This is a genomic window from Streptomyces sp. NPDC006134 (assembly GCF_040628835.1).
Taxonomy (GTDB): Bacteria; Actinomycetota; Actinomycetes; order Streptomycetales; family Streptomycetaceae; genus Streptomyces.
Genome location: NZ_JBEXTV010000068.1, coordinates 1 through 25,734 on the forward strand (window position 1 = coordinate 1; position 25,734 = coordinate 25,734).

General features: G+C 74.6%; 15 protein-coding genes, 1 tRNA gene and 1 riboswitch. Of the genes, 7 read left to right on the forward strand and 9 right to left on the reverse strand.

Annotated elements, in window-relative coordinates; translation table 11 throughout:
* Positions 1-365: 365 nt before the first annotated feature.
* Positions 366-914: a MarR family transcriptional regulator gene (locus ABZ340_RS31535; protein ID WP_358785288.1), complete on the reverse strand. Its 549-nt coding sequence runs from the start codon at positions 912-914 to the stop codon at positions 366-368.
* A gap of 158 nt (positions 915-1,072) precedes the next feature.
* On the opposite strand from ABZ340_RS31535, the gene ABZ340_RS31540 reads away from it, so the two are divergent.
* On the forward strand, positions 1,073-2,350 hold the full coding sequence (locus ABZ340_RS31540; RefSeq protein ID WP_358785313.1) for an MFS transporter: 1,278 nt from the start codon (positions 1,073-1,075) through the stop codon (positions 2,348-2,350).
* Positions 2,351-2,371: 21 nt separating this feature from the next.
* Here ABZ340_RS31540 and ABZ340_RS31545 read toward each other — a convergent pair whose 3' ends face one another.
* Together ABZ340_RS31545 and ABZ340_RS31550 are read right to left on the reverse strand one after the other, a co-directional pair.
* Entirely contained in the window at positions 2,372-4,048 is a 1,677-nt protein-coding gene (locus ABZ340_RS31545; RefSeq protein ID WP_358785289.1) for a SpoIIE family protein phosphatase, read from the reverse strand.
* A gap of 175 nt (positions 4,049-4,223) precedes the next feature.
* Positions 4,224-5,600 carry an NAD(P)/FAD-dependent oxidoreductase gene (locus ABZ340_RS31550; protein WP_358785290.1) on the reverse strand — a complete coding sequence of 459 codons (1,377 nt, stop codon included), beginning with the start codon at positions 5,598-5,600 and terminating at the stop codon, positions 4,224-4,226.
* Positions 5,601-6,090: 490 nt separating this feature from the next.
* Here ABZ340_RS31550 and ABZ340_RS31555 point away from each other — a divergent pair, with 490 nt between their 5' ends.
* Together ABZ340_RS31555 and ABZ340_RS31560 are read left to right on the forward strand one after the other, a co-directional pair.
* Positions 6,091-6,882, forward strand: coding sequence for a helix-turn-helix domain-containing protein (locus tag ABZ340_RS31555; RefSeq protein ID WP_358785314.1), 792 nt, complete (start codon positions 6,091-6,093; stop codon positions 6,880-6,882).
* A gap of 353 nt (positions 6,883-7,235) precedes the next feature.
* Positions 7,236-9,071, forward strand: coding sequence for a sigma-70 family RNA polymerase sigma factor (locus ABZ340_RS31560; RefSeq protein ID WP_358785291.1), 1,836 nt, complete (start codon positions 7,236-7,238; stop codon positions 9,069-9,071).
* A gap of 240 nt (positions 9,072-9,311) precedes the next feature.
* On the opposite strand, the gene ABZ340_RS31565 is transcribed toward ABZ340_RS31560, so the two are convergent.
* Together ABZ340_RS31565 and ABZ340_RS31570 are read right to left on the reverse strand one after the other, a co-directional pair.
* Positions 9,312-12,563: a BTAD domain-containing putative transcriptional regulator gene (locus ABZ340_RS31565; protein WP_358785292.1), complete on the reverse strand. Its 3,252-nt coding sequence runs from the start codon at positions 12,561-12,563 to the stop codon at positions 9,312-9,314.
* Positions 12,564-13,034: 471 nt separating this feature from the next.
* Positions 13,035-15,248, reverse strand: a complete 2,214-nt coding sequence (locus tag ABZ340_RS31570; RefSeq protein ID WP_358785293.1) for an asparagine synthase-related protein — start codon at positions 15,246-15,248, stop codon at positions 13,035-13,037.
* Between the two features lie 917 nt (positions 15,249-16,165).
* On the opposite strand from ABZ340_RS31570, the gene ABZ340_RS31575 reads away from it, so the two are divergent.
* The 4 genes from ABZ340_RS31575 to ABZ340_RS31590 all read left to right on the forward strand — a co-directional run bounded on the left by ABZ340_RS31575 (position 16,166) and on the right by ABZ340_RS31590 (position 21,457).
* Positions 16,166-17,590 (forward strand): MFS transporter, encoded by a 1,425-nt coding sequence (locus tag ABZ340_RS31575; protein ID WP_358785294.1) that lies wholly within the window; start codon positions 16,166-16,168, stop codon positions 17,588-17,590.
* A 73-nt stretch (positions 17,591-17,663) separates the two neighbouring features.
* Positions 17,664-18,896, forward strand: coding sequence for an L-2-hydroxyglutarate oxidase (lhgO, locus tag ABZ340_RS31580; protein WP_358785315.1), 1,233 nt, complete (start codon positions 17,664-17,666; stop codon positions 18,894-18,896).
* Between the two features lie 291 nt (positions 18,897-19,187).
* A complete protein-coding gene (trmB, locus tag ABZ340_RS31585) occupies positions 19,188-20,000 on the forward strand; it encodes a tRNA (guanosine(46)-N7)-methyltransferase TrmB (RefSeq protein ID WP_358785295.1) in 813 nt (270 codons plus the stop codon).
* 50 nt (positions 20,001-20,050) lie between these two features.
* Complete coding sequence (locus ABZ340_RS31590; RefSeq protein WP_358785296.1) at positions 20,051-21,457, forward strand: PrsW family intramembrane metalloprotease; 1,407 nt, start codon at positions 20,051-20,053, stop codon at positions 21,455-21,457.
* A gap of 60 nt (positions 21,458-21,517) precedes the next feature.
* Here ABZ340_RS31590 and ABZ340_RS31595 read toward each other — a convergent pair whose 3' ends face one another.
* From ABZ340_RS31595 to ABZ340_RS31610, 4 genes are all read right to left on the reverse strand, one after another.
* Positions 21,518-22,462: an aldo/keto reductase gene (locus ABZ340_RS31595; protein ID WP_358785297.1), complete on the reverse strand. Its 945-nt coding sequence runs from the start codon at positions 22,460-22,462 to the stop codon at positions 21,518-21,520.
* A gap of 119 nt (positions 22,463-22,581) precedes the next feature.
* Complete coding sequence (locus ABZ340_RS31600; RefSeq protein ID WP_358785298.1) at positions 22,582-23,631, reverse strand: M23 family metallopeptidase; 1,050 nt, start codon at positions 23,629-23,631, stop codon at positions 22,582-22,584.
* 12 nt (positions 23,632-23,643) lie between these two features.
* Positions 23,644-23,801: riboswitch (cyclic di-AMP (ydaO/yuaA leader) on the reverse strand.
* 256 nt (positions 23,802-24,057) lie between these two features.
* Positions 24,058-25,110: a PP2C family protein-serine/threonine phosphatase gene (locus ABZ340_RS31605; protein ID WP_358785299.1), complete on the reverse strand. Its 1,053-nt coding sequence runs from the start codon at positions 25,108-25,110 to the stop codon at positions 24,058-24,060.
* Between the two features lie 500 nt (positions 25,111-25,610).
* Positions 25,611-25,684: transfer RNA gene (locus tag ABZ340_RS31610), tRNA-Met, on the reverse strand.
* Between the last annotated feature and the right edge of the window lie 50 nt (positions 25,685-25,734).

Here is a 25,734-nt window from a genome sequence, read left to right on the forward strand (position 1 = left end):
CTTTCCAGGTTCCCGCTCTCGCGTTTCCCTTTCCGGCGCTTCCGACTCTATCAGATCCTTTCGGGCCTGATTCCCAGTCAGAGGGGGTTGTCTTCCCGGCCCTTGGGCCGTTCCGACGTCTCAAACCTTAGCGGATCTTCTCGGCGATTCCCAATCGGGTCGTTCGAACCGATCGGAGCGTCGAGCCCCTGTCCGGAATTGAATTCGAGCATGTCGAAAACGTCCCGGCGGGGAGGTCGTGCTGGTGGTTTGAGTGCCGCTTTCAGCGGCGGGAGGTGCTGCCGCAGAACCGTTACGGCTCCGTGGCAACCCGAGGAACCTTACGGATCAGGCAGAGGGGTGTCAAGCAACCCTGTCAAGATCTTTTAATCCAGGTCGCTGAGCCGGCCGCCGGCGTCCGGCTGGGCGTGCTCCACCCTGCGCAGGAGACGGGTGAGGACCTCGCCGAGGGCCGTCCGCTCCTCCGGGGACAGGTCCTGGAGGAGGTCCTCCTCGAAGACCGTGGCGAGGCGCATGGCCTCGAGCCACTTCTCCCGGCCCTCCTGGGTCAGCTCGACGATGACGCGGACGCGGTTGGACTCGTCGCGCTCCCGGGTGACCAGGCCCTCGGTGACCATGCGGTCGATGCGGTGGGTCATGGCGGCGGGGGTCAGGCCGAGCCGCTTGGCGAGGTCGCCGGGGCCCATGCGGTAGGGGGCGCCGGAGAGGACGAGCGCCTTCAGGACCTCCCACTCGGCGTTGCTGATGCCGAGGGCGGCGGTCTGGCGGCCGTAGGCGACGTTCATCCGGCGGTTCAGGCGGGAGAGCGCCGAAACGATCTTCTCGACCTGGGGGTCGAGATCCTGGAACTCGCGCTGGTAGGCGGCGATCTGTTCTTCGAGTGTCGGCTCGCTGACGCCGGAGGTGTCGCCCATGGGCGCAGTATCGCACGTGACGCCTTTGCCTTGAAGTCCTTCACTGTGTACTCTTTAGCTTCGAACTTTAGGTTCTAATACTTCAGGCTTCACTCCTCGGCACGCGGAGAGTGCGGGGAGTACGGAGAGAACAGAGAGAGGTGAACGTGACCAGGGCGATGGGCGCAGCGATGCGCCGGATTCACGTGGGCAACGCACTCAGCGCGTTCGGGCTCGGCTTCACCGTCCCCTACCTGTACGTCTATGTGGCGCAGGTGCGGGGACTGGGTTCTGTCACGGCGGGTCTCGTGCTCGCCGTCTTCGCCGTGGCCGCGCTGATCGTGCTGCCGTTCGCCGGGCGGGCCATCGTCCGGCGGGGCCCGCTGCCGGTGCTGCTCGCCGCCCTGGCCACCGCCGCGGTCGGAGCGCTGAGCCTGGGGCTGGCGGGCAGCGCCGCCGCCGTCCTGCTGTCGGCCGCCGCGCTGGGCGCGGGGCAGGCCGTGATGCAGCCGGCGCTCGCGACGATGATCGTGGACTGCTCGTCGACGGAGACGCGGTCGCGGGCGTTCGCGATGCAGTTCTTCCTGCAGAACCTCGGTCTCGGTGTCGGCGGGCTCATCGGCGGACACCTGGTCGACACGTCGAGCGCGTCGTCGTTCACGCTGCTGTTCGCGATCGAGGCGGCGATGTTCCTGCTGCTGGTCGTGGTGATGGCGACGGTGCGGATGCCGCGTGCGCCGCGGGTCGAGCAGGCGCCGGGGCAGTCGGGCAAGGGCGGCTGGAGGCAGCTGCTGGGCAACCGGGCCATGGTGCAGCTGTGCGTGCTGGGCTTCGTGCTGTTCTTCGCCTGCTACGGGCAGTTCGAGTCGGGGCTGAGCGCGTACGGGACCGAGGCCGCCGGGATCTCGACGTCCGCGCTGGGGACCGCGCTGGCGGCGAACACGCTGATGATCGTGGTCGCGCAGTTCGCGGTGCTGAAGTTCGTGGAGCGGCGGAAGCGGTCGCGGGTGATCGCCGCCGTGGGGCTGATCTGGGCCGTGGCGTGGGCCGTGGCCGGGTACGCCGGGCTGGGGCACGGCAGCCAGGCCATGGCGACGGCCGCGTTCATCTCGACGTACGCGCTGTTCGGGCTGGGGGAGGCGATGCTGTCGCCGACGCTGGCGCCGCTGGTGGCCGATCTGGCGCCGACCGGGATGGCCGGGCAGTACAACTCCGCCTTCGCCCTGGTGAAGCAGCTCGCGCTGGCGATCGGGCCGGCGGTGGGCGGCCCGCTGGGGGCCTCGCTGCACGCGCCGTACATCGTGGCGTTCCTGCTGTTCTCGCTGGCGATCACGGTGCTGGCGCTGCGGCTGGGGCGCCGGCTCACCCTGGCGCAGGACCAGCCGTGGGCGGCGCGCAGCCGGGTGGTGTCGCGGGGCGGCGGGCCGGCCGTCGAGACGGTGCGCGCGGACGCGTAGCCCGGCGTCCGGCCGCGGCCGTCAGCGGTTCGGCAGGACGAACTCGCACCACACCGCCTTTCCCCCGCCCGGGGTGCGGCGGCAGCCCCAGTTCGAGGCGATCGTCGCGACGATGGCGATGCCGCGGCCGGACTCGTCGCCGGGTTCGGCGCGGCGGCGGCGGGGCAGGTGGTCGTCGCCGTCGGTCACCTCGACGATCAGGCGGCGGTCGGTGCGGCGCAGACGCAGGCGCATGGGGGGTGTGCCGTGCTGGAGGGAGTTGGCGACCAGTTCGCTGGCGGCCAGGACGCCCAGGTCGTGCAGGTCCGTGGGGAAGCGCCAGCTGGTGAGGACGCCGGAGGCGAAGGCACGCGCGCGGGGGGCCGCTTCCACGCCGCCGAGCAGTTCCAGGGCCGCGTTGCGGAACAGCTCGCCCTCCGGGCCGGTGCGGGCCGGGTGCTGGAGGACCAGGACGGCCACGTCGTCGTCGTGGTCCGCGGTGACGCCGGCCGAGCGGACCAGACGGTCGCAGACGACCTGGGGGGAGCCGGTGGCGCCGGCCAGGGCGCGTTCCAGGGCGGCGATGCCCTCGTCCAGGTCCTCGTTGCGGCGCTCCACCAGGCCGTCGGTGTAGAGGACGGCCGTGGAGCCGGGGGTGAGGGGGACCGAGCCGGAGGTGTGCATCCAGCCGCCGGTGCCCAGCGGCGGGCCGGTGGGTTCGTCGGCGCGCTGGACGGTGCCGCCCTCGTCGCGGACCAGGATGGGCAGGTGGCCGGCGGAGGCGTACACCAGGCTGCCCTCGTTCGGGTCGTGGATGGCGTACACGCACGTGGCGATCTGGTTGGCGTCGATCTCCATGGCCAGGCCGTCGAGGAGCTGGAGGATCTCGTGCGGGGGGAGGTCGAGGCGGGCGTAGGCCCGCACCGCCGTGCGGAGCTGGCCCATGACGGCCGCCGCGCGGACGCCCCGGCCCATGACGTCGCCGATGACGAGGGCGGTGCGCCCGCCGCCGAGGGTGATCACGTCGTACCAGTCGCCGCCGACCGCGGCCTCCGTGCCGCCGGGGTGGTAGGTCGCGGCGATGCGCAGGTCGTCCGGCTGTTCGAGCTTCTGGGGGAGGAGGGAGCGCTGGAGGGTGACGGCCGTCTCGCGCTGGCGGCGCTCGCTCGCGCGCAGGCGTGCGGCGGCCTCGGCGTGGTCGGTGACGTCGGTGGCGAAGACGAGCACGCCGCCGGTGTCGCCCTCGGTGACCGGGGTGCAGGTGAAGGTGTAGGAGCGGCCGTCGGGGGCCTTGCGGGACTTGAGCGTACGGGGCCGGCCGCTGCGCTGGACCTGGTCGAGCAGCGGGAACAGGCCGAGCTCGGCCAGTTCGAGGAGGGCTTCGCGGGCCGGTTCGCCCAGGGGGCGGGTGCCGAAGGCCGCGGTGTAGGCGTCGTTGACGTAGGCGATGCGGTGGTCGGGGCCGTGGAGGAGGGCGACGAGAGCCGGGACCTGGTCGAGGACCTCGCGCGCCGGCAGGTCGTCGACGGCCGGTACGGGGGATGCGGGGGGTGCGGGGGGTGGCTCGTCGGCCGGCTGTTCGGTGCGGGCGGTGGGCACGGAGCCTTCTCCCGGCCGGCCCGGGGAGACCGTCGTACCGGTCCCGTCCGTGGCGGGGCGCCGCGTTCCGGGGAATCGGGCGCCCCAGCGCGTGAAGTTCGTGAAGTTCGTGAGGTTCACGAATCCTTGCCTCGTGTAGTCGTCGTCGGCCGGCACCGGAACCGGCCGGGGCCCCGGGGGGCCGCGGGGGATGAGCGGCGGCCCGCCCGCGGTGCCGGCCCAGTCTGGCAGTGGGCAGGCCGGGCCGGCGTCATCCGTCAGACGCCGGGCCGGCCGGAGGAGTTCCTGGCTCCGGTCAGGACGACCCCTTCGGGTTGCGCGGGGGTTCCCCAGGAGACTTTCCCCCGGCCGCGCGTTCGAACTCCGCTCGGGGATGTTCGAGCGAACCCAGGGAGACGATCTCGCGCGCGAAGAGGCCGGACAGGGCCCATTCGGCCAGGACGCGCGCCTTGCGGTTGGCGGTGGGCATGCGGCTGAGGTGGTAGGCGCGGTGCAGCAGCCACGCGGGGTAGCCCTTCAGGTCGCGCCCGCGCACGTGGGCGACGCCCCGGTGGAGGCCGAGGGAGGCGACGGAGCCCGCGTGCCGGTGGGCGTACGTCGTCAGGGGTTCGCCGCGCAGGGCGTGCGCGATGTTGTCGCCGAGGACCCTGGCCTGCCGTACGGCGTGTTGCGCGTCGGGCGCGCACTCGGCTCCGGGGGCGGGTGCGGTGACGTCCGGTACGGCGGCAGCGTCACCGGCCGCCCACGCGTGCGGAGTGCCCTCGACGCTCAGCTGGGGGGTGCATTTCAGCCGTCCGCGCGGGGTGCGGGGCAGGTCGGTGGCGGCGAGGAGCGGATGGGGTCGGACGCCGGCCGTCCAGACGACCGTACGAGTGGGGAAGCGGGTGCCGTCGTCGAGGACGGCGACGCGGTCCGCGCAGGACTCCAGGCGGGTCCTCAGGCGTACGTCGACGTTGCGGCGGCGCAGTTCGGCGACCGTGTGGCGGGCCAGTTCCCCGCCGGCCTCGGGCAGGACCCGGTCCGACGCCTCGACGAGCACCCATCTCATGTCCTCGCGGGTGAGGTTGTGGTAGGAGCGCGCGGCGTGGCGGGCCATGTCCTCCAGTTCGCCGAGGGCCTCCACGCCCGCGTAGCCACCGCCGACGAAGACGAAGGTGAGGGCGGCGTCGCGCACCGCGGGGTCGCGGGTGGAGGAAGCGATGTCCAGCTGCTCGATGACGTGGTTGCGCAGGCCGATGGCCTCCTCGACGGTCCGGAAGCCGATGCCGTGCTCGGCCAGGCCCGGGACGGGCAGGGTGCGCGCGACGGATCCCGGGGCGAGGACGAGTTCGTCGTACGTCAGCCGCCGGGCGCCCGTGCCCTCCTCCTCGGTGGCGGGGGTGGTGACGGTGGCCGTGCGGGCCGCGTGGTCGATGGCCGTGGCCTCGCCGATGAGGACGCGGCACCGGCCGAGGACGCGGCGCAGCGGTACGACGACGTGGCGCGGGGAGAGCGAGCCGGCGGCGGCCTCGGGCAGGAACGGCTGGTACGTCATATAGGGGTCGGGCGTGACGACGGTGATCTCGGCCCGGCCGCGCCGCAGTTCGCCTTTCAGCTTCCGCTGGAGTCGCAGAGCCGTGTACATCCCGACGTAGCCGCCGCCGACAACGAGAATGCGCGCGCGTTCCTTCACCCTCCCATGACGCACCCGACGCTTGTGTTTGTCCACAGGCCCGGCGATTTGTATGACTGGAGGGGGAGAAGACTCGACGACGGCCGAGTTGCCGTGTTGTGCGTCTGCCGCGCAGGTCAGGGTGTGTGCGCCGGGGAGCGGAGGGCGGCGCGTGCGGAGGGCGCGCGGTCCGTACTCCGATCGGAGGGCACTCCGTGCGGAACCTGCCCCTTCTGAATTGACTCCCGCTCAACTATGTTCGTGTCGACGGGGTGTGGGGGGATGCGCGCTCATTCGGGTCCGCGACGGGCGGGGCCGGCAGCCGGGCCCGTTCCGCACGCTCCGGCTTTCATGGCGGGGAGAGTCTCCGGGGGGAGACGTCATTACCGGGGGATTGTCTATGCATGTTCAGGACTCTCATGGGGCGACCGGACGGCCGGGAGCGGCCAGGCAGCCGGCGGCGTCCGTATCGTCCGTGCCGTCCGTGCCGTCCATGGCATCCGTGTCGTCCATGGCGTCCGCGTCGTCCGCGGGCGGCGGGCGCGACGGGGGCGCCGGGCGCGACGGGGGCGCCGGGCGCGGGGACGCGGTGCGCACGACGCCGCTGCGCGTGGACGCGCAGCGCAATCTGGAGCACGTGCTGCGGGCGGCGCGCGAGGTCTTCGGTGAGCTGGGGTACGGGGCGCCGATGGAGGACGTGGCGCGCCGGGCACGGGTCGGTGTCGGCACGGTGTACCGGCGCTTCCCCAGCAAGGACGTCCTGGTGCGGCGGATCGCCGAGGAGGAGACCTCCCGGCTGACCGACCAGGCGCGGGCGGCGCTCGGCCAGGAGGACGAGCCGTGGTCGGCGCTCTCGCGCTTCCTGCGCACCTCGGTGGCGTCGGGCGCCGGGCGGCTGCTGCCGCCGCAGGTGCTGCGGGTGGGGGTGCCGGACGAGTCCGGCGCCGACGCCGTGCTCGGGGAACCCCGGGTGCCGCAGCAGCGGATGCAGCCGGGCACCGGTGAGCTGCGGCTGGTGTCCGGGGAACGGGCGGCCGGGTCCGGGGAACGGGCGGTCGGCGCCGGGCCCGGTGCCACGGGCGCGGTGGACGACGCCGGAGCGGCGGCGCTGCTGGAGGTCGTGGGCCAGCTGGTGGAGCGGGCGCGTGCGGCGGGTGAGCTGCGGCCGGACGTGTCCGTGTCGGACGTCCTGCTGGTGATAGCGACGGCGGCGCCCTCCCTGCCGGACACGGCCCAGCGGGCGGCGGCGTCGGCACGGCTGCTGGACATCCTGCTGGACGGGTTGCGGTCGCGGCCGGCGTGAGGAGGAAGGCGCTCGCCGGGTGGTGAGGAGGGCGGCCCCCGTCGCGGTGATGAGGGGGGCAGCTCTGTCGCGGCGATGAGGAGGGCAGCTCTGTCGCGGCGATGAGGAGGGCAGCTCTGTCGCGGCGATGAGGAGGGCAGTCCTGTCGCGGCGATGAGGAGGGCAGTCCTGTCGCGGTGGTCCCGGAGACGTGCCGGGTGAGTGTTCCCCCGCCGGATGGCCGTCAGTACCGCCGCGGGGGAAGTCCCCTCGGACGAGTGATTGTCCTTGCTCCAGGAGCGTGACCGGAAGCCTCCGTGACACGCTGGCCCGATGTCCGGGGCAGATCGGTCAGGCGGTGGGGGCTTTCCGCGATGAGCGTGGGCGAGCGGGACGGGGCACTCGGTGACGGCGACGCGGAGGCCGGCGGACCGGCGCGACGTGCCGGGCGTGCCGGGCGTGCCGGGCGTGCGGACAGCGTCCTGCCGCCGCCGCGCGAACTGCCGCCCTCCGACGCCGAGCTGATCGGCCGGATGCGCGCAGGCGACGACACCGCGTACGAGGAGCTGTACCGGCGGCACGCGGAGGCGGTGCGCCGGTACGCCCGCACCTGCTGCCGGGACGCCCACACCGCGGACGACCTCGCCGCCGAGGTCTTCGCCCGCATGCTCCAGGCGGTGCGCGGCGGCTCCGGCCCCGAACACGCCGTACGGGCGTACCTGCTCACCAGCGTCCGGCGTGTCGCCGCGGGGTGGACGCGGTCGGCCAGGCGCGAGCAACTGGTCGAGGACTTCGCGGTGTTCGCCGCGCAGGCCGACCGGCTCGCCGAGACGCCGGACGGCACGCTGGAGCCGGGGGCGGACGTGCGGGCGATGCACGAGGCCGAGCAGTCCCTGGCGATGCGGGCGTTCCGGTCGCTGCCGGAGCGGTGGCAGGCCGTGCTGTGGCACACCGAGGTCGAGGACGAGTCGCCGAGCGAGGTGGCCGCGCTCTTCGGGCTGGACGCCGGCGGGGCCCGCGCGCTCGCCGGCCGGGCCCGCGAGGGGCTGAAGCAGGCCTACCTCCAGGCCCACGTCAGCAGTGTCCTCAGCGGTGACGAGGAGTGCGCCCGCCACGCCGACCGGCTCGGCGCCTACGCCCGCGGCCGGCTGCGCACCCGGGCGGAACGGGGGCTGCGCAAGCATCTGGAGGAGTGCGCCAGGTGCCGGCTGGCCGCCGGCCAGATCCAGGAGGTCGCCGACGGCATCCCCGCCGTCGTACCGGTCGCGGTCATCGGCTGGTTCGGTGCCGCCGGGTACGCCAAGGCGGCCGGGATCGTGGCCGGGAGCGCGGGCGCGGCCGGTGCCGGTGCCGCCGGGGCGGCCACGGCGGGCGGCGGCGCATCCGGCGGAGCGGCGACCTCCGAAGGACTGGGGGCTCCGGTGAAGGCCGGTATCGCGACCGGCCTGGTCGCCGTGGGGGTCGCGGCGGCGGTGGTGTTCGCGCTGGCCGGCAACGACACCCCGGCCGAGCGGCGGACGGAGGCCGTTCCACGCCCGTCCTCCCCGGTGACCCAGCCCCGGGAGGAGCCGCCCGCGCCCCCTCGTCCGCCCGCGCCCTCTCGATCTCCCGCCCCCGAGCCACCGGTGAGCGCACCGGCCCCCACCCCGACGCCGACTCCGAAGCCACGGCTGCCCCGGACACCCACGCCGAGCCTCACCCCCATACCCACCCCCACCCCCACTCCCGCACCGAGCCTCACTCCCACCCCCTCCCCCACACCACCCCCCGCCACCCCGGTCACCTACCCGTGGAGCGAGCTGTCGTACGACACCGCCGGTGACGGCGGCGGGCCCGAGATGCGGCACGGCGAGAGCGGCTGGGTGTGGCAGCGGTCCGGCATGTCGATCGCGGGCCGGCGGTACGCCCACGGCGTTACCGTGCGCGGCAGCTCCTCCGTCACCATCGACCTCAACCGCCCCTGCTCCGCCTATAACGCGCTGGCCGGCGTCGACGACCTGACGCCGAAGCCGGTCAAGGTCCACCTCTCCGTCCACGCCGACGGGGTACGGCTGTGGAGTTCCGGGATGGTCAAGGGAGGCGACCCGGCGGTCCCCGTCCACGTGGACCTCACGGGACGCACGTCCGTGCGTCTGGTCGTCGAGCCGCACGGCCCTGCCGACGATCTCGCGCTCGTGGACTGGGCGGAGTCGGGGTTCACCTGCGGCTAGGGAGCTTCTGACGGATCTCCGTGGAAGAAGGAGCGGCGTTCGGTGCGTGCTCTCGGCGTGCGGGGCGGAGCCGCCGCCAAGCTCCGGGCCGTCGACCCGATGTGTGCGTGCTCTCGGCGTGCGGGGCGGAGGGTCATGTGGCGGAGCCACCTGGTCCTCCGCCCCGTGCGGCGAGTGGGGGCGCCCCTCTGGGGGAGCGCGCCGGGCGTCGCGACGCCACGAAGATCCGTCAGGAGCCCTCTAGGTGTGCTGTCCGGGGAGCTCGCGCAGGACGTCGTCCACGGTGAACGCGGCGCCCCGGGCGTGCTCGGCCGTGTACCGCCCGGCGCCGAGGGCGGCACGGGCCGCGGCCTCCGCCCGTCCGGCCTGTGTGCGCTCCGGCAGAGGACGGGGATGCCCACCGCGCCACCGGTCGCCGGCGCCGAGCAGCCGTGCCGCGCCCGGGAAATCGCCCAGGTCGGCCAGCAGGCCCGCCGCCGTGTCCACGAGCGCGGCCGTGACCGTGTCGGCGCACCGCTTCTCCACGGCCGTGGAGAGGGTGCGGGCCAGCTTCACCAGGGCCGGCCCCGGGCCCGACTCGCCCGCCGTCACCAGCACGTCGACCAGCTCCGTCATCACCAGGAACTGCGGCGGCGGCGTACCGCGCTCGGCCTGTACGCGTGCCTCCTCGTACAGACGGCGCGCCCGGGCGGTGTCCTGGCCGTCCAGCGCGAGCTGGGCCCGCAGCAGCAGGACGAACGTCTTGGCGTCCGCCACGCCGTACCGGTCGGCGGCGGCGTCGGCCTCGTCCAGGGCCTTCAGGGCGCCCGGGCGGTCTCCCGCGCGGTAGGCGATCTCGGCGAGCCGGGCGATCAGGAACGGCGTCTCGGCGTACGCGCCCACCTCGTAGGCGAGCCGCAGCCCCTCCTCGTACTCGCTCTCGGCCTCCGCGAAGCGGCTGCGGGCCATGGCGGCCTCGCCGGCCGCGCTGCAGACCTGGGCGCGCAGCCAGCGGTCTCCGGTGCGGCGGCCGAGCACCCGCAGCTCCGCCAGGTCGTCGTCGACGCCCGTCAGGCCGCCCGGCGAGTCGACCGTCATGTGCGTACGGAACAGCAGGCTGACGGCGATCTCCCAGTCCCCGCCGTGGGTACGGCAGGTGGCGACGGCGGCGTCCAGGTCCCGCCGGACGTCGACCGTGCCGTCCGCGTCGGCCAGGAGGGAATCGGTCAGCGGCCAGACGAGGCCCGGGACACGGGCCGCCTGAGGGCCGCCTCGCACGAAGTGGTCCCGCAGGCGGGTGACGTACCGGGCCATCCGTTCGTCCAGCGGCCCGCCCATCGGTTCGGTCTCGGCCTTGAAGAACACGTGCAGCATCCGGAGGTTCATGCGCAGGGGGTGCAGCGGGTGCCCCGTCTCTCCGTCCGCGGTGGCGAGGAAGGTGTCCACCGGGTCGTCGGCGCCGCCGGGGAGCGGGCGGCCGGCGGCGGCGTCCAGGGTGACGCCCAGGCGCAGGACGCGGTCGATCCAGCCGATGCCCTCGTGGCGGTAGTTGCGCAGCCACCAGAACCAGCCCATCGCCAGCGCGATGGCGCCGGCTTCCGGCTCGTCGCCCGCCGCCAGGGCGCGGTCGAGTCCTGCCCGGATGTTGTCGAGCTCGGTCTCCAGGCGGGAGATCCAGGGCAGTTGCCCGGCGGAGCGCAGTCGCGGGTCGGCCTCCTCGGCGAGCGCGCGCACCCACGCGCGGTGCCGCCGCTCGGCCGCGGCACGCAGTCCGGGCACCTCCGCCGCGCGCTCGCCGGCGTACTCGTGGATCGTCTCCAGCATGCGGTAGCGCATCCCCGCGCCGCCGTCCCCCGGGCCGGGGGAGGCGACGACCAGGGACTTGTCGACCAGCGCGCCGAGGGTCTCGGCCACGGGCCCGCTGCACACGGCCTCCGCCGCGGCGAGCTCCCAGCCGCCGGCGAACACCGACGCCTCCCGCAGCACCGTCCGCTCCTGCTCGTCGAGCAGTTCCCAGGACCAGTCGACGACCGCGCGCAGCGTCTGCTGGCGGGGCAGGGCCGTGCGGCTGCCGGAGGTGAGCAGCCGGAAGCGGTCGTCGAGCCGGTCGGCGATCTGGCGGGGTGTCAGCAGGCGCAGCCGGGCCGCCGCCAGCTCGATGGCGAGCGGCAGCCCGTCGAGCCGTCGGCAGATCTCCGCCACCGCCTCCCGGTCGCGCAGCACCGCGTCGGCGTCGGGCCGGACGGCGGACGCGCGCTCGGCGAAGAGGTGGTGCGCCTGGTCGGGGGACAAGGGCTCGACCGGCCGCACGACCTCGCCGGGAACGCCCAGCGGCTCACGGCTCGTGGCGAGGATCGTGAGCCCCGGACAGCGGGTCAGCAGGGTCTCGGCGAGGTGGGCGACCGCGCCGACGACATGTTCGCAGTTGTCGAGGACCAGGAGCAGGCTGCGCGAGGCGCAGTGCTCGACGAGCAGGGCGACCGGGTCGTCCTGCGGCATGCCCAGGTCGCCGGCGAGCAGCACGGTCTCCCGCAGACCGAGCGCGCTGACCACCGCGCCGGGCACCGCCTCGGGCCGGTCGAGCGGGGCCAGCTCGACCAGCCACGCCTGCGGGAGCCCGGCGGCGGCCTCCTCGGCGAGACGGGTCTTGCCGGACCCGCCCGGTCCGGTGAGCGTGACCAGCCGGGCCCCGCGCACATCGGAGCGGATGTCCGCCAGCTCCCGTTCCCGCCCGACGAAGGACGTCAGGCGGGGCCGGATGTTGCCCGCGCGTCCCGGCGCTCCCGCCCCGGGCTCCGCGGCGCCGAGCAGCTCGGCGTGGAGCGCCCGCAGCTGCGGCCCCGGGTCCGTACCCAGTTCCTCGGCGAGGACGCGCCGCGCCGCCTCGTAGGAGGCGAGGGCCTCGGCCGGGCGGCCGGCATCGCGCAGGGCGCGTACGAGGAGGGCGTGCAGAGGTTCGTCGTACGGGTGCGCGGCGGTCAGTTCCCGCAGCCGCGGTACGGCGTCCTGGGCGCGGCCGAGCCGCAGGTCGGCGTCGATACGGGCCCGGACCGCCTCCAGGTGCAGCGCCTCCGGGCGGGCGGCGGCACCGCGGTCGGGCAGGTCGGCCAGGGCCGGACCACGCCACAGGGCGAGGGCCTCGTCCAGCGTCCGGGCGGCCTCGGAGACGTCACCGGCGCCGAGAGCCGCGACGCCCTGCCGGACGAGCCGCTCGAAGACGAACAGGTCCACGTCGTCGTCTCGCGCCGCGAGGCGGTAACCGCCGGGTACGGAGACGACGGCGTCCCTGCCGACGGCCCTGCGGAGCCGGCCGACCAGGGCCTGGAGCGCGGCCGGGGCGTCCTGGGGCGGGTCGTCCGCCCAGACCTCGCCGATCAGGGTGCCGGGATCGGCGACGCGGCCGGGGCGCAGGGCGAGTGCGGTGAGCAGAGCGCGCAGGCGCGGACCACCGACGCCGACGACGTCGCCGCCCTCGTTCTCCGCCTGCGTGACGCCCAGGATTCTGTACCGCACCGGGTCATTGTCGCGGGTCGGCGTCACAGGGGCGCTTCCCGCACCCGCCAGCCCCTTGGTGGGGCGGAGCCGCAGTCGCGCGCGGCGGGAAGGGACGTGTCGGGGGGTGTCCGCCCGCAGCGGTTGGCGCGTCACCACGGGCGCCTTCCCAACCGACCGATTCCGCGCCGTTCCGGGGACGGACACCCCCCGGCGCGGCCCGGCCCACCCCCACCGGGAAGGCGCTACACGCACCCCCACCGAAACAGCACATGCGCCGCAGGCACCCCACCCAGCCGACGCAGCACCCCGCAGCCCCCGCCCAGCCAGCGCAGCACCCCGCAGCCCCCGCCCAGCCGGCGCAGCACACCACAGGCCCCCACCCAGCCGACGCAGCACCCCGCAGGCCCCCAGCCGGCGCAGCACCCCCGCCCACCGCCGGGGCCCCCGCCCACCGCCGGAGGCCCCCGCCCAGACCCCGAAGGCGAAACCTCACCCCCGCCGCACCACAGCTCCCGCCCCCAGCACCCCCCGCTGCGGCGCGATCCCCGCCGGCACCGCGCGCTGGCGGCCGGCCGTTCCCGTCCAGCAGGTGCCCCGCCGCGCGAGGAGGCGCCGGAGCCACAGCTCCAGGGAGACCAGGTCGGCCAGCCCGTCCAGCGGCAGCGGCTCTCCCGCCGCGGCTCCCCGCAGCGCCTTGCGCACCACCCTCGCCTCGACCAGCCCCGCCTCCGCGAGCAGCGGCGTCTCGAACAGCGCCAGCAAGGAGTCCGCGGCCACCCGCAGCCCCGTCCGCGCCGCCGCGGCCGCCACCGCCTGCGTCGGCGCTCCCCAGCCGGGCGGCAGTTCGCTCACCCCGGCGCCCTCCAGCACCGTACGCAGTATCGTCGCGCGCGCCCCCGGCTGTACCCGCAGCGCCTCCGGCAGGGCCCGGCAGGCGCGGACGACCTGGTTGTCGAGGAACGGCGCGTGCAGTCGCTGGAAGCGGATCTCGGCGGCCTGCTCCAGCACCCGTACCTGGGCCGCCTGCCGCGCCAGCGCCGCACGCGCCCGGAAGTCGCCCGGCCGCTGCCCCGGCCCCACCCCGGACCGCTGCGTCGCCGCCTGCAGGCGAACCGATACTTCGGCCAGCGCCTCCCCGGTCAGCCACCGCGCCGCGGGCCCGGGTCTTCCCCAGGTCAGCGCGGCGAGCGACGCCTCCACCGCACCACCACCGGCACCGTCCGGCCCGCCCCCGCCCCCACCCCCGGGGCGTCCGGCACGGCCGGAGCGGCCGGACCACCCGGCTCCGCCCCCCGGCTCCTCGAACCGCCTCCGCAGCAGCCGCTCGGCGAGATCCTCCAGCCCCGCCCGGTACGGCGTCCGCGCCAGCCGCCGCGCCGCGGCGTACACGCGTGCGGGGACCATCACCGAGCCCACCGAGCCGTCGGCCTTCGCCAGGGCGGCCACCGGCCGCACGACATGGCGCCGTTTGCGGTCCATCAGCAGGTCGGCCAGGCGCGCCGGATGCGCGTCCAGCACCTGCCGTGCGCCGTACCCCGTGAAGTGGTCCGCGCTCCCGGCCGCCAGCCGCGCCCGGTGCCGCGCCGCCGACACCAGGCACGGCGCGGGTTCGTCCGTCAGCGGCCCGTCCAGGTCGGCGTACGGCAGCGTCTCCTCGCCCCCGGCCACCACCACGTGGTGCAGCCGGGGGCTGGCGGCCAGCGCCCCCGCCCGCTCCAGTTCGGCCTCCCGTCCGCCGACGGCCAGGTCGTTGAACGTGACGGCCAGCAGCCGCTCGCCCGCCTCCGTGCCGCCGTGCCCCAGCACGGTCCCGGGCCTGCCGGGCAGCCCCGCCGCGAGCAGCGCCAGCGTGCCGGAGGCCGGTCCGCCCGACAGGTCCGCCCCGATCCCCGGAGCCGGCATCCCGCGCGCGGCGCGCCGGTCGGCGGGCCCCATCCCTGGCACGGGCCCGGGGTCGATGCCGTCCCCGGGGTACCCGGGAACGTGCCGGGGCGCGGCGAGCCGGGTCCGCACGGCCTCCACGAGTGCCTCCCGCACGCCGTCCACCGCGCTGTCGGGATCGGCCGGGGGCGCGGCCACCGCCAGGGAGGCGACCGGTTCGTACCCGGCGATCTCCCGGGCCCCGGCGCGCAGGATCAGCGCATGCCCCGGCGGAACGCGCTTCACGCCGTCGTACGGGGTGGCGTCGTCCAGCGCGGCCGGTACGTCGGGGGCGGCCAGCAGCGCGGCGAGGTACCCGAAGTCGAGGTTGGCCTCGACGAGGTCGGCCAGCGGCAGCGCGGCGGTCGCGTACGCCGTGCCGCCCGCCCAGGGGGTGTGGAACACGGGCCGCGCGCCGGCGAGGTCGCCGCACACCGTGATCCGCCGCCCCACCTGGACGACGGCCGTGTAACTGCCGGGCCAGGCGGTCAGATGGCGCAGTGCGCCCCCGCGCGCGGCGAACAGGGCGACGCGCAGCTGCTCGTCCGTCGCCCCGCAGATGCCGAGGACGGCGATCCGGGTCAGGGCGTCGGCCTGGACGACGCGCACCTCGTCGGGGCGCCAGTCGCCGACCGCCCACAGCGGGTCGGGGTCGCCCCACAGGAGCTGGGCGCCCACGGGCTGTACGGCCTCACCGTCGTACCCGGTGGTTCCCGCGGAGCCGGCCCCGGCGACGCCGGCGGCCCCCGCGGCGGTGCTGCTCCATCCCACCAACCACCGCATCGACGCCTCCACAGGCTGTGGACAACCAGTGCACCGTACGAACTGGTTCCCCATGCTGCCATGAAGGGCACGCGCCGGACGCCCGACGGAGCCGCTCGCGCTCCCGTGAATGCGCCCCCGCGGCTACCCCCGTGGGGCTCCGGGCGCCCTGCCGGGGCCCGGCAGCCACCTCCCGCCACCACATCCCTGCCGCGCCACCGCCGCACCCCCGTCACCCCCGTGCCGCGCCACCGCCGCACCCCCGTCACCCCCGTGCCGCGCCACCGCCGCACCCCCGCCGCCCCCGTGCCGCGCCACCACCCCACTCCCGCCGCCCCCGTGCCGCGCCACCACCCCACTCCCGCCGGACCCGTGCCACACCATCACCACGGCGTGAATGCGCCCCTTGAGCGCGCCCTTTCGTCACCTGGTGCGCCGCCAAGTGCCGTGGTAGACACGGCAATACCCCGGAACCCACCGGGTCTATTTTCGGCCAAATCGCAGACACGGAGCGGCAGGGGAGCGACAAGAGAGCGGCATTCGAACACGCTCCGTACACGCTTCACCCAGGCTTCGCACACCCTCCGACGGGCGCGCAGTCCGGGAGGCGGGGCACGCCTCCCGGACCGGTCCGCCGCCCGCGGGGATGGAGGCGGCGGTGTCCCCCAGCCCACTGGATCCAGTACAGCGGGCCGACCCACGCAGGAGCCATGGAACCGCTCCCCCCGGTGGCCGGAGAAGAGCGCACGGCCGGGCGCACGGCCACACACCGGGAGCACACGGCAACAGTCCGTACAGAAGCCGCACTTGAGTACGGACCACAATCCCGCCATCCGGGACAGGGCCCCTTAACGCTTGGGATGCAGCGAACTACGCTGTGTTTACGAATGCCGCATGGTTATGCCAGCGCGGCAGCCGTCTGTGTCGAGGGGTGGCGCATGTCCAGGGAGCAACGCGGGCCGAACGAAAAGCTCGGCGCCGTTCTCGCCCTCGCGGGAATCTCGAACGCGGGCCTCGCCCGGCGCGTCAACGACCTCGGCGCCCAGCGCGGCCTGACACTTCGCTACGACAAGACGTCGGTGGCGCGCTGGGTGTCGAAGGGCATGGTGCCGCAGGGTGCGGCGCCGCACCTCATCGCCGCCGCCATCGGCCAGAAGCTCGGCCGCCCGGTGCCGCTCCACGAGATCGGCCTGGCGGACGCGGACCCCGCGCCCGAGGTGGGGCTCGCCTTCCCGAGAGACGTCGGGCAGGCGGTCAAGTCCGCCACGGAGCTGTACCGGCTCGACCTCGCCGGCCGCCGCGCGGGCTCCGGCGGCATCTGGCAGTCGCTGGCCGGGTCGTTCGCAGTGAGCGCATACGCAACGCCTGCGTCGCGGTGGCTGATAACCCCGGCCGACAGCTCGGTGGCGCGCGAGGCGAGCCCGGCGGAGGGCTCCGGCGCACCGCTCAAAGTCGGCCACAGCGATGTGCAGAAGCTGCGGGAGGCCGCCGAGGATGCGCGCCGCTGGGACTCCAAGTACGGCGGCGGGGACTGGCGTTCGTCCATGGTCCCCGAGTGCCTGCGCGTGGAGGCGGCGCCCCTGCTGCTCGGCTCCTACTCCGACGAGGTCGGCCGCGCCCTGTTCGGCGCCGCCGCCGAACTGACCCGGCTCGCCGGGTGGATGGCCTTCGACACCGGCCAGCAGGAGGCGGCCCAGCGCTACTACATCCAGGCCCTGCGCCTGGCCCGCGCGGCGGCCGACGTCCCGCTCGGCGGCTATGTGCTGGCCTCCATGTCGCTCCAGGCGACCTACCGCGGCTTCGGCGACGAGGGCGTCGACCTCGCGCAGGCCGCCCTGGAACGCAACCGCGGCCTGGCCACGGCCCGCACGATGAGCTTCTTCCGCCTGGTCGAGGCCCGTGCCCACGCGCGCGCGGGCGACGCCCAGGCGGCGGGCGCGGCCCTGAAGGCCGCCGAGAGCTGGCTGGAGCGGGCCCGCCCCGGCGACCACGACCCGACGTGGCTCGGCTTCTACTCCTACGACCGCTTCGCCGCCGACGCCGCCGAGTGCTACCGCGACCTGAAGGCCCCCCGCCAGGTCCGCCGCTTCACCGAGCAGGCCCTCTCCCGGCCGACCGAGGAGTACGTCCGCTCCCACGGCCTGCGCCTGGTCGTGTCGGCGGTCGCCGAACTGGAGTCGGGCAACCTGGACGCGGCCTGCGAGCAGGGCGTGCGCGCGGTCGAGGTCGCCGGGCGCATCTCCTCCGCCCGCACCACCGAGTACGTCAAGGACCTCCTGCACCGCCTGGAGCCCTACGGTGACGAGCCCCGCGTGGTCGAGCTGCGCGAGCGCGCCCGCCCCCTGCTCATGGCCCCGGCCTGACCGCGCCGCCCGCCCCGGGTTTGAAGGCATTGTCAGTGGCGCAGTGCACTATCGGACCCGGGAGGTGGAGCAGGTGGAGCAGGTGGGGCACAGGGCGCGGCAGAGGGCCGCCGACGACTGCGACGTGCTGGTGATCGGCGGCGGGATCGTCGGCCTGTCGACGGCGTACGCGATCACCCGTGCCGCGCCCGGCACCCGGGTCACGGTCCTGGAGAAGGAGCCGGGCCCGGCCCGCCACCAGACGGGCCGCAACAGCGGCGTCGTCCACAGCGGCATCTACTACCGCCCCGGCTCCCTCAAGGCCCGCTACGCGGTGCGGGGCGCCACGGAGATGATCAAGTTCTGCGCGGAGTACGGCATCGCGCACGCCGTCACCGGCAAGCTGATCGTCGCCACCGACCGCGCGGAGCTGCCCCGCCTGCACGCGCTCGTGCAGCGCGGCCGGGAGAACGGCATACCGGTACGGGAACTGGGCCCGGCCCAGATCGCCGAGTACGAGCCGGAGGTCCGCGGCCTGGCCGCGATACACGTCGGCACCACCGGCGTCTGCGACTACACCGCCGTCGCCCGGCAGCTCGCCGAGTCCTCCGGCGCGGACATCCGCTACGGCGCCCGGGTGGTCCGCATCGACCGCAGACCGGCCCTCGGGGTCGCCGCGCTCACCCGCTCCGGCGACATCGTCCGCGCACGCGTCCTGGTGAACTGCGCCGGCCTGTACTGCGACGAGATCGCCAGGATGACGGGGGACGCCCCCGGCATGCGCATCGTGCCGTTCCGCGGCGAGTACTACGAGCTGGCCCGGCCCGACCTCGTGCGGGGCCTGGTCTACCCGGTGCCGGACCCGGCCTTCCCGTTCCTCGGGGTGCACCTGACGCGGGGCGTCGACGGCGGCGTGCACATCGGCCCGAACGCGGTCCCGGCCCTGGCGCGCGAGGGCTACGGATGGAGCACGGTCCGCCCCCGCGAGCTGGCCTCCACCCTCACCTGGCCGGGCTCCTGGCGCATCGCCCGGCGCCACTGGCGCTACGGCACCGGCGAGCTGCGGCGCTCCCTGTCCAAGGCCGCCTTCACCGGCGCGGTGCGCAGGCTGCTGCCCGCCGTGACCGAGGACGACCTGGTGCCGGCGGCGGCGGGCGTACGGGCTCAGGCCGTCCTGCCGGACGGCACCCTGGCCGACGACTTCCTGATCCGGGAGGGCGCCCGCGCGGTGCACGTCCTGAACGCGCCGTCCCCCGCGGCGACGGCGTCCCTGCCGATCGGGAGAGAGGTGGCGCGGCGAGCACTGACGGCCCTGGGCCGGACCTGACCGGCGCCACGGCCACCCCGCCCGCAAGCTTCTCGCCCGCGTGCACGGCACAGCCCTCCACCACTCCCGCCCGCGTACACGGCACAAGCCCCGGCCACCCGCACCCGCACCCGCACCCGCACCGCAGGCACAGCACAAACCCACGGCCACCCCCACCCGCACCGCAGGCACAGCACAAACCCACGGCCACCCCCACCCGCACCGCAGGCACAGCACAAACCCACGGCCACCCCCACCCGCGAGCACGGCACAAGCCCCGGCCACCCCCACCCCCGTAAAATCGACCCCACTGTGTCTGACTCCCGTAATGCCCCCGAGGCTCCCCAGCCCCCCGCCCCCTCCCGCCCCAAGGGCGAGCCCCGCTTCCCGGAAGGCCCGAAGGCCGACCCGGCCGGCTCGCACTTCGAACGGCGGATCCGGAGCTTCCAGCCACGCCGCAGCCGCGTGACCGCGGGACAGGCCGACGCGCTGCAGCGCCTGTGGCCCAAGTGGGGCCTCGACATCGACGGGCAGCGCGTCCTCGATCTCGCCGAGCTCTTCGGCAACACCCGCCCGGTCGTCCTGGAGATCGGCTTCGGCATGGGCGAGGCCACCGCCCAGATGGCCGCCGCCGACCCGGACACCAACATCCTCGCCGTCGACGTCCACACCCCCGGCCAGGGCAACCTCCTCAACCTCGCCGACCGGGGCGGCCTGTCCAACATCCGCGTCGGCAACGGCGACGCGATCATCCTCCTGCGCGAGATGCTCGCCCCGGACTCCCTCGACGGGCTCCGCGTCTACTTCCCCGACCCCTGGCCCAAGAAGCGGCACCACAAGCGGCGGCTGATCCAGCCGGAGTTCCTGACCCTCGCCGCGACCCGCCTCAAGCCGGGGGCGATCGTGCACTGCGCCACCGACTGGGAGCCGTACGCCGAGCAGATGCTCGACGTGCTCACCGCGCACCCCGACTACGAGAACACCCAGCCGGACGGCGGCTTCGCCCCGCGACCCGCCCACCGCCCCCTCACCCGTTTCGAGGGCCAAGGGCTGGACAAGGGACATGTGGTGAACGACCTGCTCTTCCGCCGCGTCCACCGGAACCAGTCCCCCACCGGCGCCTGAAGTCCGCCGCTCCCTGCACCGGCGCCGCTCGCCTCGTTAGGGTCGATGCCGTGGCCACCTGTCCCCCGCACCCGACGTCGTATCCCAGCGGTCCGCCGAGCGGCCCGCCGAACGGTCCTCCGGCCGGCCCCCTGCGGAACGCGCACCCGCACTGGTGGCAACGCCCCTGGGTCCGCTACGGCGCGCTGATCACCCTCCTCGCGCTCTCCGGCCTCGTCATCCTGGCCCTGGTCCGCGAGGAGACCGGCACGCAGGGGTTCCTGGTCGGCCTCGGTCTCGCCGTCCTCCCGGTCCCCCTGCTGATCGCCGCGTTCCGCTGGCTGGACCGCGTCGAACCCGGCCCTTGGCGCAACCTGGTGTTCGCCTTCGCCTGGGGCGCCTGCGCCGCCGCGCTCATCGCGATCGTCGCCAACAGCTTCGCGACCCGGTGGATAGCGACCGCGACCGCCGACCCGGACGGCGCCGACACCCTCGGCGCCACCGTCATAGCCCCGGTCGTCGAGGAGTCCGCGAAGGCCGCCGCCGTCCTGCTGGTCTTCCTCTTCCGCAGACGGGACTTCACGGGGATCGTGGACGGTGTCGTCATAGCCGGTGTCACCGCCACCGGCTTCGCGTTCACCGAGAACATCCTCTACCTGGGCACCGCCTTCGGCACCGACCAGCTCACCGGCGACACCGGCATCGCCTCCGTCACGGCGGCGACCTTCTTCGTGCGCATCGTGATGTCGCCGTTCGCGCACCCGCTGTTCACCGTGCTCACCGGCATCGGCTTCGGCATCGCCGCGCTGTCCGGGGAGCGCCGCCGGGTCCGCCGCGCGCTGCTCCCACCGGCCGGCCTGCTGCTCGCGATGGGCGTGCACGCCCTGTGGAACGGCTCGGCCGCTCTCGGCGACTACGGCTTCTTCGCGGTGTACGCGGCGTTCATGGTGCCGGCGTTCGGCCTGCTGACGTGGCTGGTGATCTGGACGCGGCAGCGCGAGCTGAGGACGGTGCGGACCGAACTGCCGCCCTATGTCGCGACCGGCTGGCTGACCCCGGCCGAACCGTTCGCGCTGGGCTCGATGCGGGCGCGCCGCATCGCCCGGGAGTACGCCCGGCACCACGCCGGGAAGGCGGCGGCGCGGGCGGTCGCGCAGTACGAGGCGTACGCGACCTCGCTGGCGTTCCTGCGCCACCGGGGCCGCCACGGCCGGGCGGGCGCCGACTTCACCGTTCGGGAAGGGGAGCTGCTGCGGGAGCTGTGGAGCCGCCACGGGGTGGCCCGCCCGGCGCTGGAGTACGCGGCACGGGTCACCGCGCCCCCGCCCCCGGTCATGATGCCGCCGGCCCCCTGGACGCCGTACGGCCCGATGTCTCCGTACCGGCCGCCGCACACCGCACCGGCCCCGTACCAGTCACCTCCACAGCCCTACCCGCATCCGCAGCCCCACCCGCAGTACAACCCGTACCGCACGTAGGCGGACGGACGGCCCCCAGGCGCTCCCGCCCCCGCCCCGGCCGCCCGGCCGCCCGCGCCGTCAGGCGGACGCCTCCGTCAGCCTGCCGAGCTCCGCCTCCGTCAGGGTCAGCTCCGCCACCCCCAGCAGCGCCGGAAGCTGCTCCACGGTCCGGGCGGACGCGATCGGCGCGGCCACCGTCGGCTGGGCGGCGAGCCAGGCCAGGGCGACCGTGGCCATCGGCGCGTCGTGGGCCTGGGCGATCTCGTCGAGGGCGGCCAGGACCCGCTGCCCGCGCTCGGTCTGGAGGTACTGCGCGGCCTTGCCCGCCCGCGGGCTGTCGACGGCGGCGCCGGGCCGGTACTTGCCGGTGAGGAACCCGGAGGCGAGGGCGTAGTACGGGACGGCGGCGAGCCCCGCCCGCTGGGCCGTGTCCCGGAGCTCACCCTCGTAGGTGTCGCGCGAGACGAGGTTGTAGTGGGGCTGGAGCGCCACGTACCGGGCGAGTCCCTCCCGCTCGGAGAAGTCCAGGGAGGCCCGCAGCCGCTCGGCGGAGATGTTGGAGGCGGCGATGTGCCGCACCTTGCCCGCCTTCACCAGCTCGTCGAGGGCGCCGATGATCTCCTCCACCGGCACCTCGGGCTGGTCGAAGTGGGTGTAGTAGAGGTCGATGTGGTCGGTGCCCAGGCGGCGCAGGGAGGCGTCGGCGGCGGCCTTGATGTTGGCCGCGGACAGGCCCGGGTACTCGGGGTGCTGGCTGACCTTGGTGGCGATGACGACGTCCGCGCGGTTGCCGCGGGCCTTGAGCCACTTGCCGATGAGGGTCTCGGACTCGCCGCCGCTGTTGCCGTCGGCCCACGCGGAGTAGGCGTCGGCGGTGTCGACGAAGTTGCCGCCGGCGGCCGTGTAGGCGTCGAGGACGGCGAAGGAGGCCGCCTCGTCGGCGGTCCAGCCGAAGACGTTGCCGCCGAGGGCGAGCGGGAAGACCTCGAGGTCGGAGGAGCCGAGCTTGCGAAGAGAAGTCATGCCCTTCTGCAACATAGATGGCAAGGCCACCTATTCCGCGGACTCACCTTCCGCGGACTCACCTTCCGCGGACTCACCGGGCCGAGCGAACCCGGCCCGACCGGTCCCCCGCCCCGTCCTCAGAGAGTGAGCCCCTTGCTCCGTAGCCAGGCCGCCGGGTCCACGCCGGAGGCGGACCCCTCGGGGTGCACCTCCAGGTGCAGGTGCGCGCCCGTGACGTTGCCGGTGGCGCCGACGCGCCCGATCACGTCCCCGGTGGAGACCTTCTGGCCGACGCTGACGCTGATGGAGGACTGGTGGGCGTACCAGATCTCCGTGCCGTCGTCGAGGGTGAGCACCGTCTTGTAGCCGTAGGAGCCGTCCCAGCCGGCCGAGGTGATCGTGCCGCTGTGCACGGCCTTGATCAGCGTGCCCGTGGGGGCGGCGAAGTCGAGGCCGGTGTGGTGACCGGAGGACCAGTACGGGCCGGCCTGCCCGAAGGTGGAGGTGAGGGTGTACGAGGAGGTCGGCAGCGCGTACTGGCGGGCGAGCGCGGCGAGCCGCTCGGCCTCGGCCTTCTTCCTGGCCTCCTCCTCGGCCTTCGCCTTCTCGGCGGCGGCCTTGGCCTCGGCTTCCTTCTCCGCCGCGGCGGCGGCCTGAGCGGCCTCCTTCTCAGCGGCGGCGACGGCGTCGGCGACGGCCTTGCTCTCGGCCTGTTCCTGCTGCTGCTCGGCCTGCGCCATGATCCGGGCCCGCAGTGCCTCACCGGCGTCGGCGGTGCCCTGCTCGGTGCCGGCGGAGGCCGTGCCGATGCCGCTGAGCGGGGCGGCCGGAGTGGTCGCCGCGGGCTCCTCCTCCTCGTCCGCGATGAGCGAGCCCACGGACGGCAGGTCGGGCATGGTGATCGACACCGGCGACTTGCCGGACTGCGCGCTGGCCATGCCGCCCGCGCCGACGGCGGCGATGACACCGACGCCGAGGACGGTGGAGCTGCGGGCGAATCCACCGCGCTGCTTGGCGACACGGTGCCGGCCGCGCACGGGACGGACGGACTCCGCGGTGGGGTTCCACTCCTCGAAGGGACCCTCGCCGGGGCCCTCACCGGGAAGGGGGCCGCCGTGGCCGAAGGGGACGGTGTCATGCCGGCTCGGCATGAACGGGGCCTCGGGGGCAGGCCGGTTGGACGCCACGTGGGCGCGCTCCTTTCCTTCCTTCTCCGCCTACCGGGTTAGCTGACGGGTTCGGAGCAGGAAGGTCTCCTACGCGCGTATACGTGCCGTGTCTCCACGGCGGCATACGCCCGATTCACCCCAAGGTGGTGGTTCCCCGGTTCCCTGACGGGATTCGGCGCGTGCGCGCGGAGCCGTCTCCTGTGACGGCTGGGACGACCGCGCTGCGTTATCGAACGTTAATAGACGCGAGGCGCGTATTCCAAGCCGTTCCGCTTGATCATTAACGATTTCCGGGGGGACGAACAGGCCATGACCACCGCATTTCCGGCGAGTTGACCTCCCCTCAGCCACCCCCCTCGCCCCACACGCAACCTGACGGTGTGTCAGTTGTTATGCGGAGGGCGGCCACCCCGTCACCATCCGTGACGGCGATCGGGCGCGGAGTCAGGAACGCCGTACGGCGAGCAGCGCCATGTCGTCGGCCATGCCGCCTCCGGAGTGCCGGCGCACGTCGTCGGCGAGCGCCGCCAGCAGGTCGGCGGGGTGGCGGAAGGTACGGCCGGCGAGCCGGACGGCCGGGTCGTAGAACACGCCGTGGGCGTCGCGGGCCTCGGACAGACCGTCGGTGTAGAAGAGCAGCGTGGCACCGCTGGGGAAGACGGTCTCGTCGGCGCGGTCGGGCCAGACGCCGAGTTCGCCCATGCCGAGCGGCAGCGCGGACTCCCGGGCGGGCGGCAGCGGGCGCAGGGTGCCGTCGGCGTACAGCAGCAGGGGCGGCGGATGCCCCCGGTTGACGATGCGGACGATCCCGTCGCCGTGCGGGAGTTCGGCGAGGACGGCGGTGGTGAACCCCTCGAAGGCGTCGAGTCCCTCGCGCCGGGTGCCCTCGCGGGCCAGCGCCCGCTCCAGCCGCTGGGCGACCGCCTCCAGCGTGGCCTCCTGCTCGGCGGCCTCCCGGAACGCCCCGATCACCACGGCGACGGCCGCGACCGCGCCCATGCCCTTGCCGCGCACGTCTCCGACGACGAGCCGGACACCGCGCGGACTGTCCTGCACGGCGTACAGGTCACCGCCGATGAACGCGTCCGCCTGCGCCGCCTCGTAGCAGGCCGCGATCTCGAACCCGCCGATCCGTTCGGCGGGTTCGGGCAGCACCGCCCGCTGCGCCGCCTCGGCGATCTCGCGGGCGGAGGCGAGGCGCTCGCCGGTGCGCCGGACGAGGCCGTTGATGAGCACGGCGAGCGCGGCGACCGTCACCACGGTGACCAGTTCGGTGAGCGCGTCGATCCGCGCCAGGACACCGAACCCCAGGTGAATTCCGAGCACGGCGGCGACGGAGGCGAGCCCGGTGAGCAGGGTGCCGCGCCGGGAGAAGAGCGGGGCGGCGACCAGGGGCGCGGCGGTGAAGAGGGGGGCCGCGGTGAAGGAGCGGGGGGTGAGGCAGTCGTACAGCACGCCGATGACGAGGAGCAGCGCGGGGAGCAGCCGTACGAACACCTGGAGACGGGAGCCCGCCCGCCCCCCACCGCCACCCGACGGCACGGAACCGGAACCGGAATCGACACCGGAACCGACACCGGAGCCGGAACCGACACCGGAACCGAGACCGGAGCCGGAACTGACACCGGAGCCGGAACCGACACCGGAACCGAGACCGGAGCCGGAACTGACACCGGAGCCGGAACTGACACCGGAACCGAGACCGGCATCGGGAGTGGCACCGGCACCCGGCCCGGGAGCGGCACCGCCGTGCGGCCCCTCGTCCACGTCACCAGGCCGCACCACTCGTCTCCGTCTCCCACCGGTCCCGCAGCTCGTGTCCGCGCCGTCGTCCACCTGCCCCGCCCGTCCAGGGTTCCCGGCGCGGGGGCGGGGAGCGAGCCGGGAGGGCCGACCGGATGACCGTACGAGGGAAACGGAAGAGAGACGGGGGAACGATCGGTCCGCAAACGCACCGACGGCCGGAACCCTGTCGGATTCCGGCCGTCGGCCTTCAGTAGCGGGGACAGGATTTGAACCTGCGACCTCTGGGTTATGAGCCCAGCGAGCTACCGAGCTGCTCCACCCCGCGTCGTTGTGTCTCAAGAGTACCCCATTTCCGGGACCGCCCGCACACGGGTT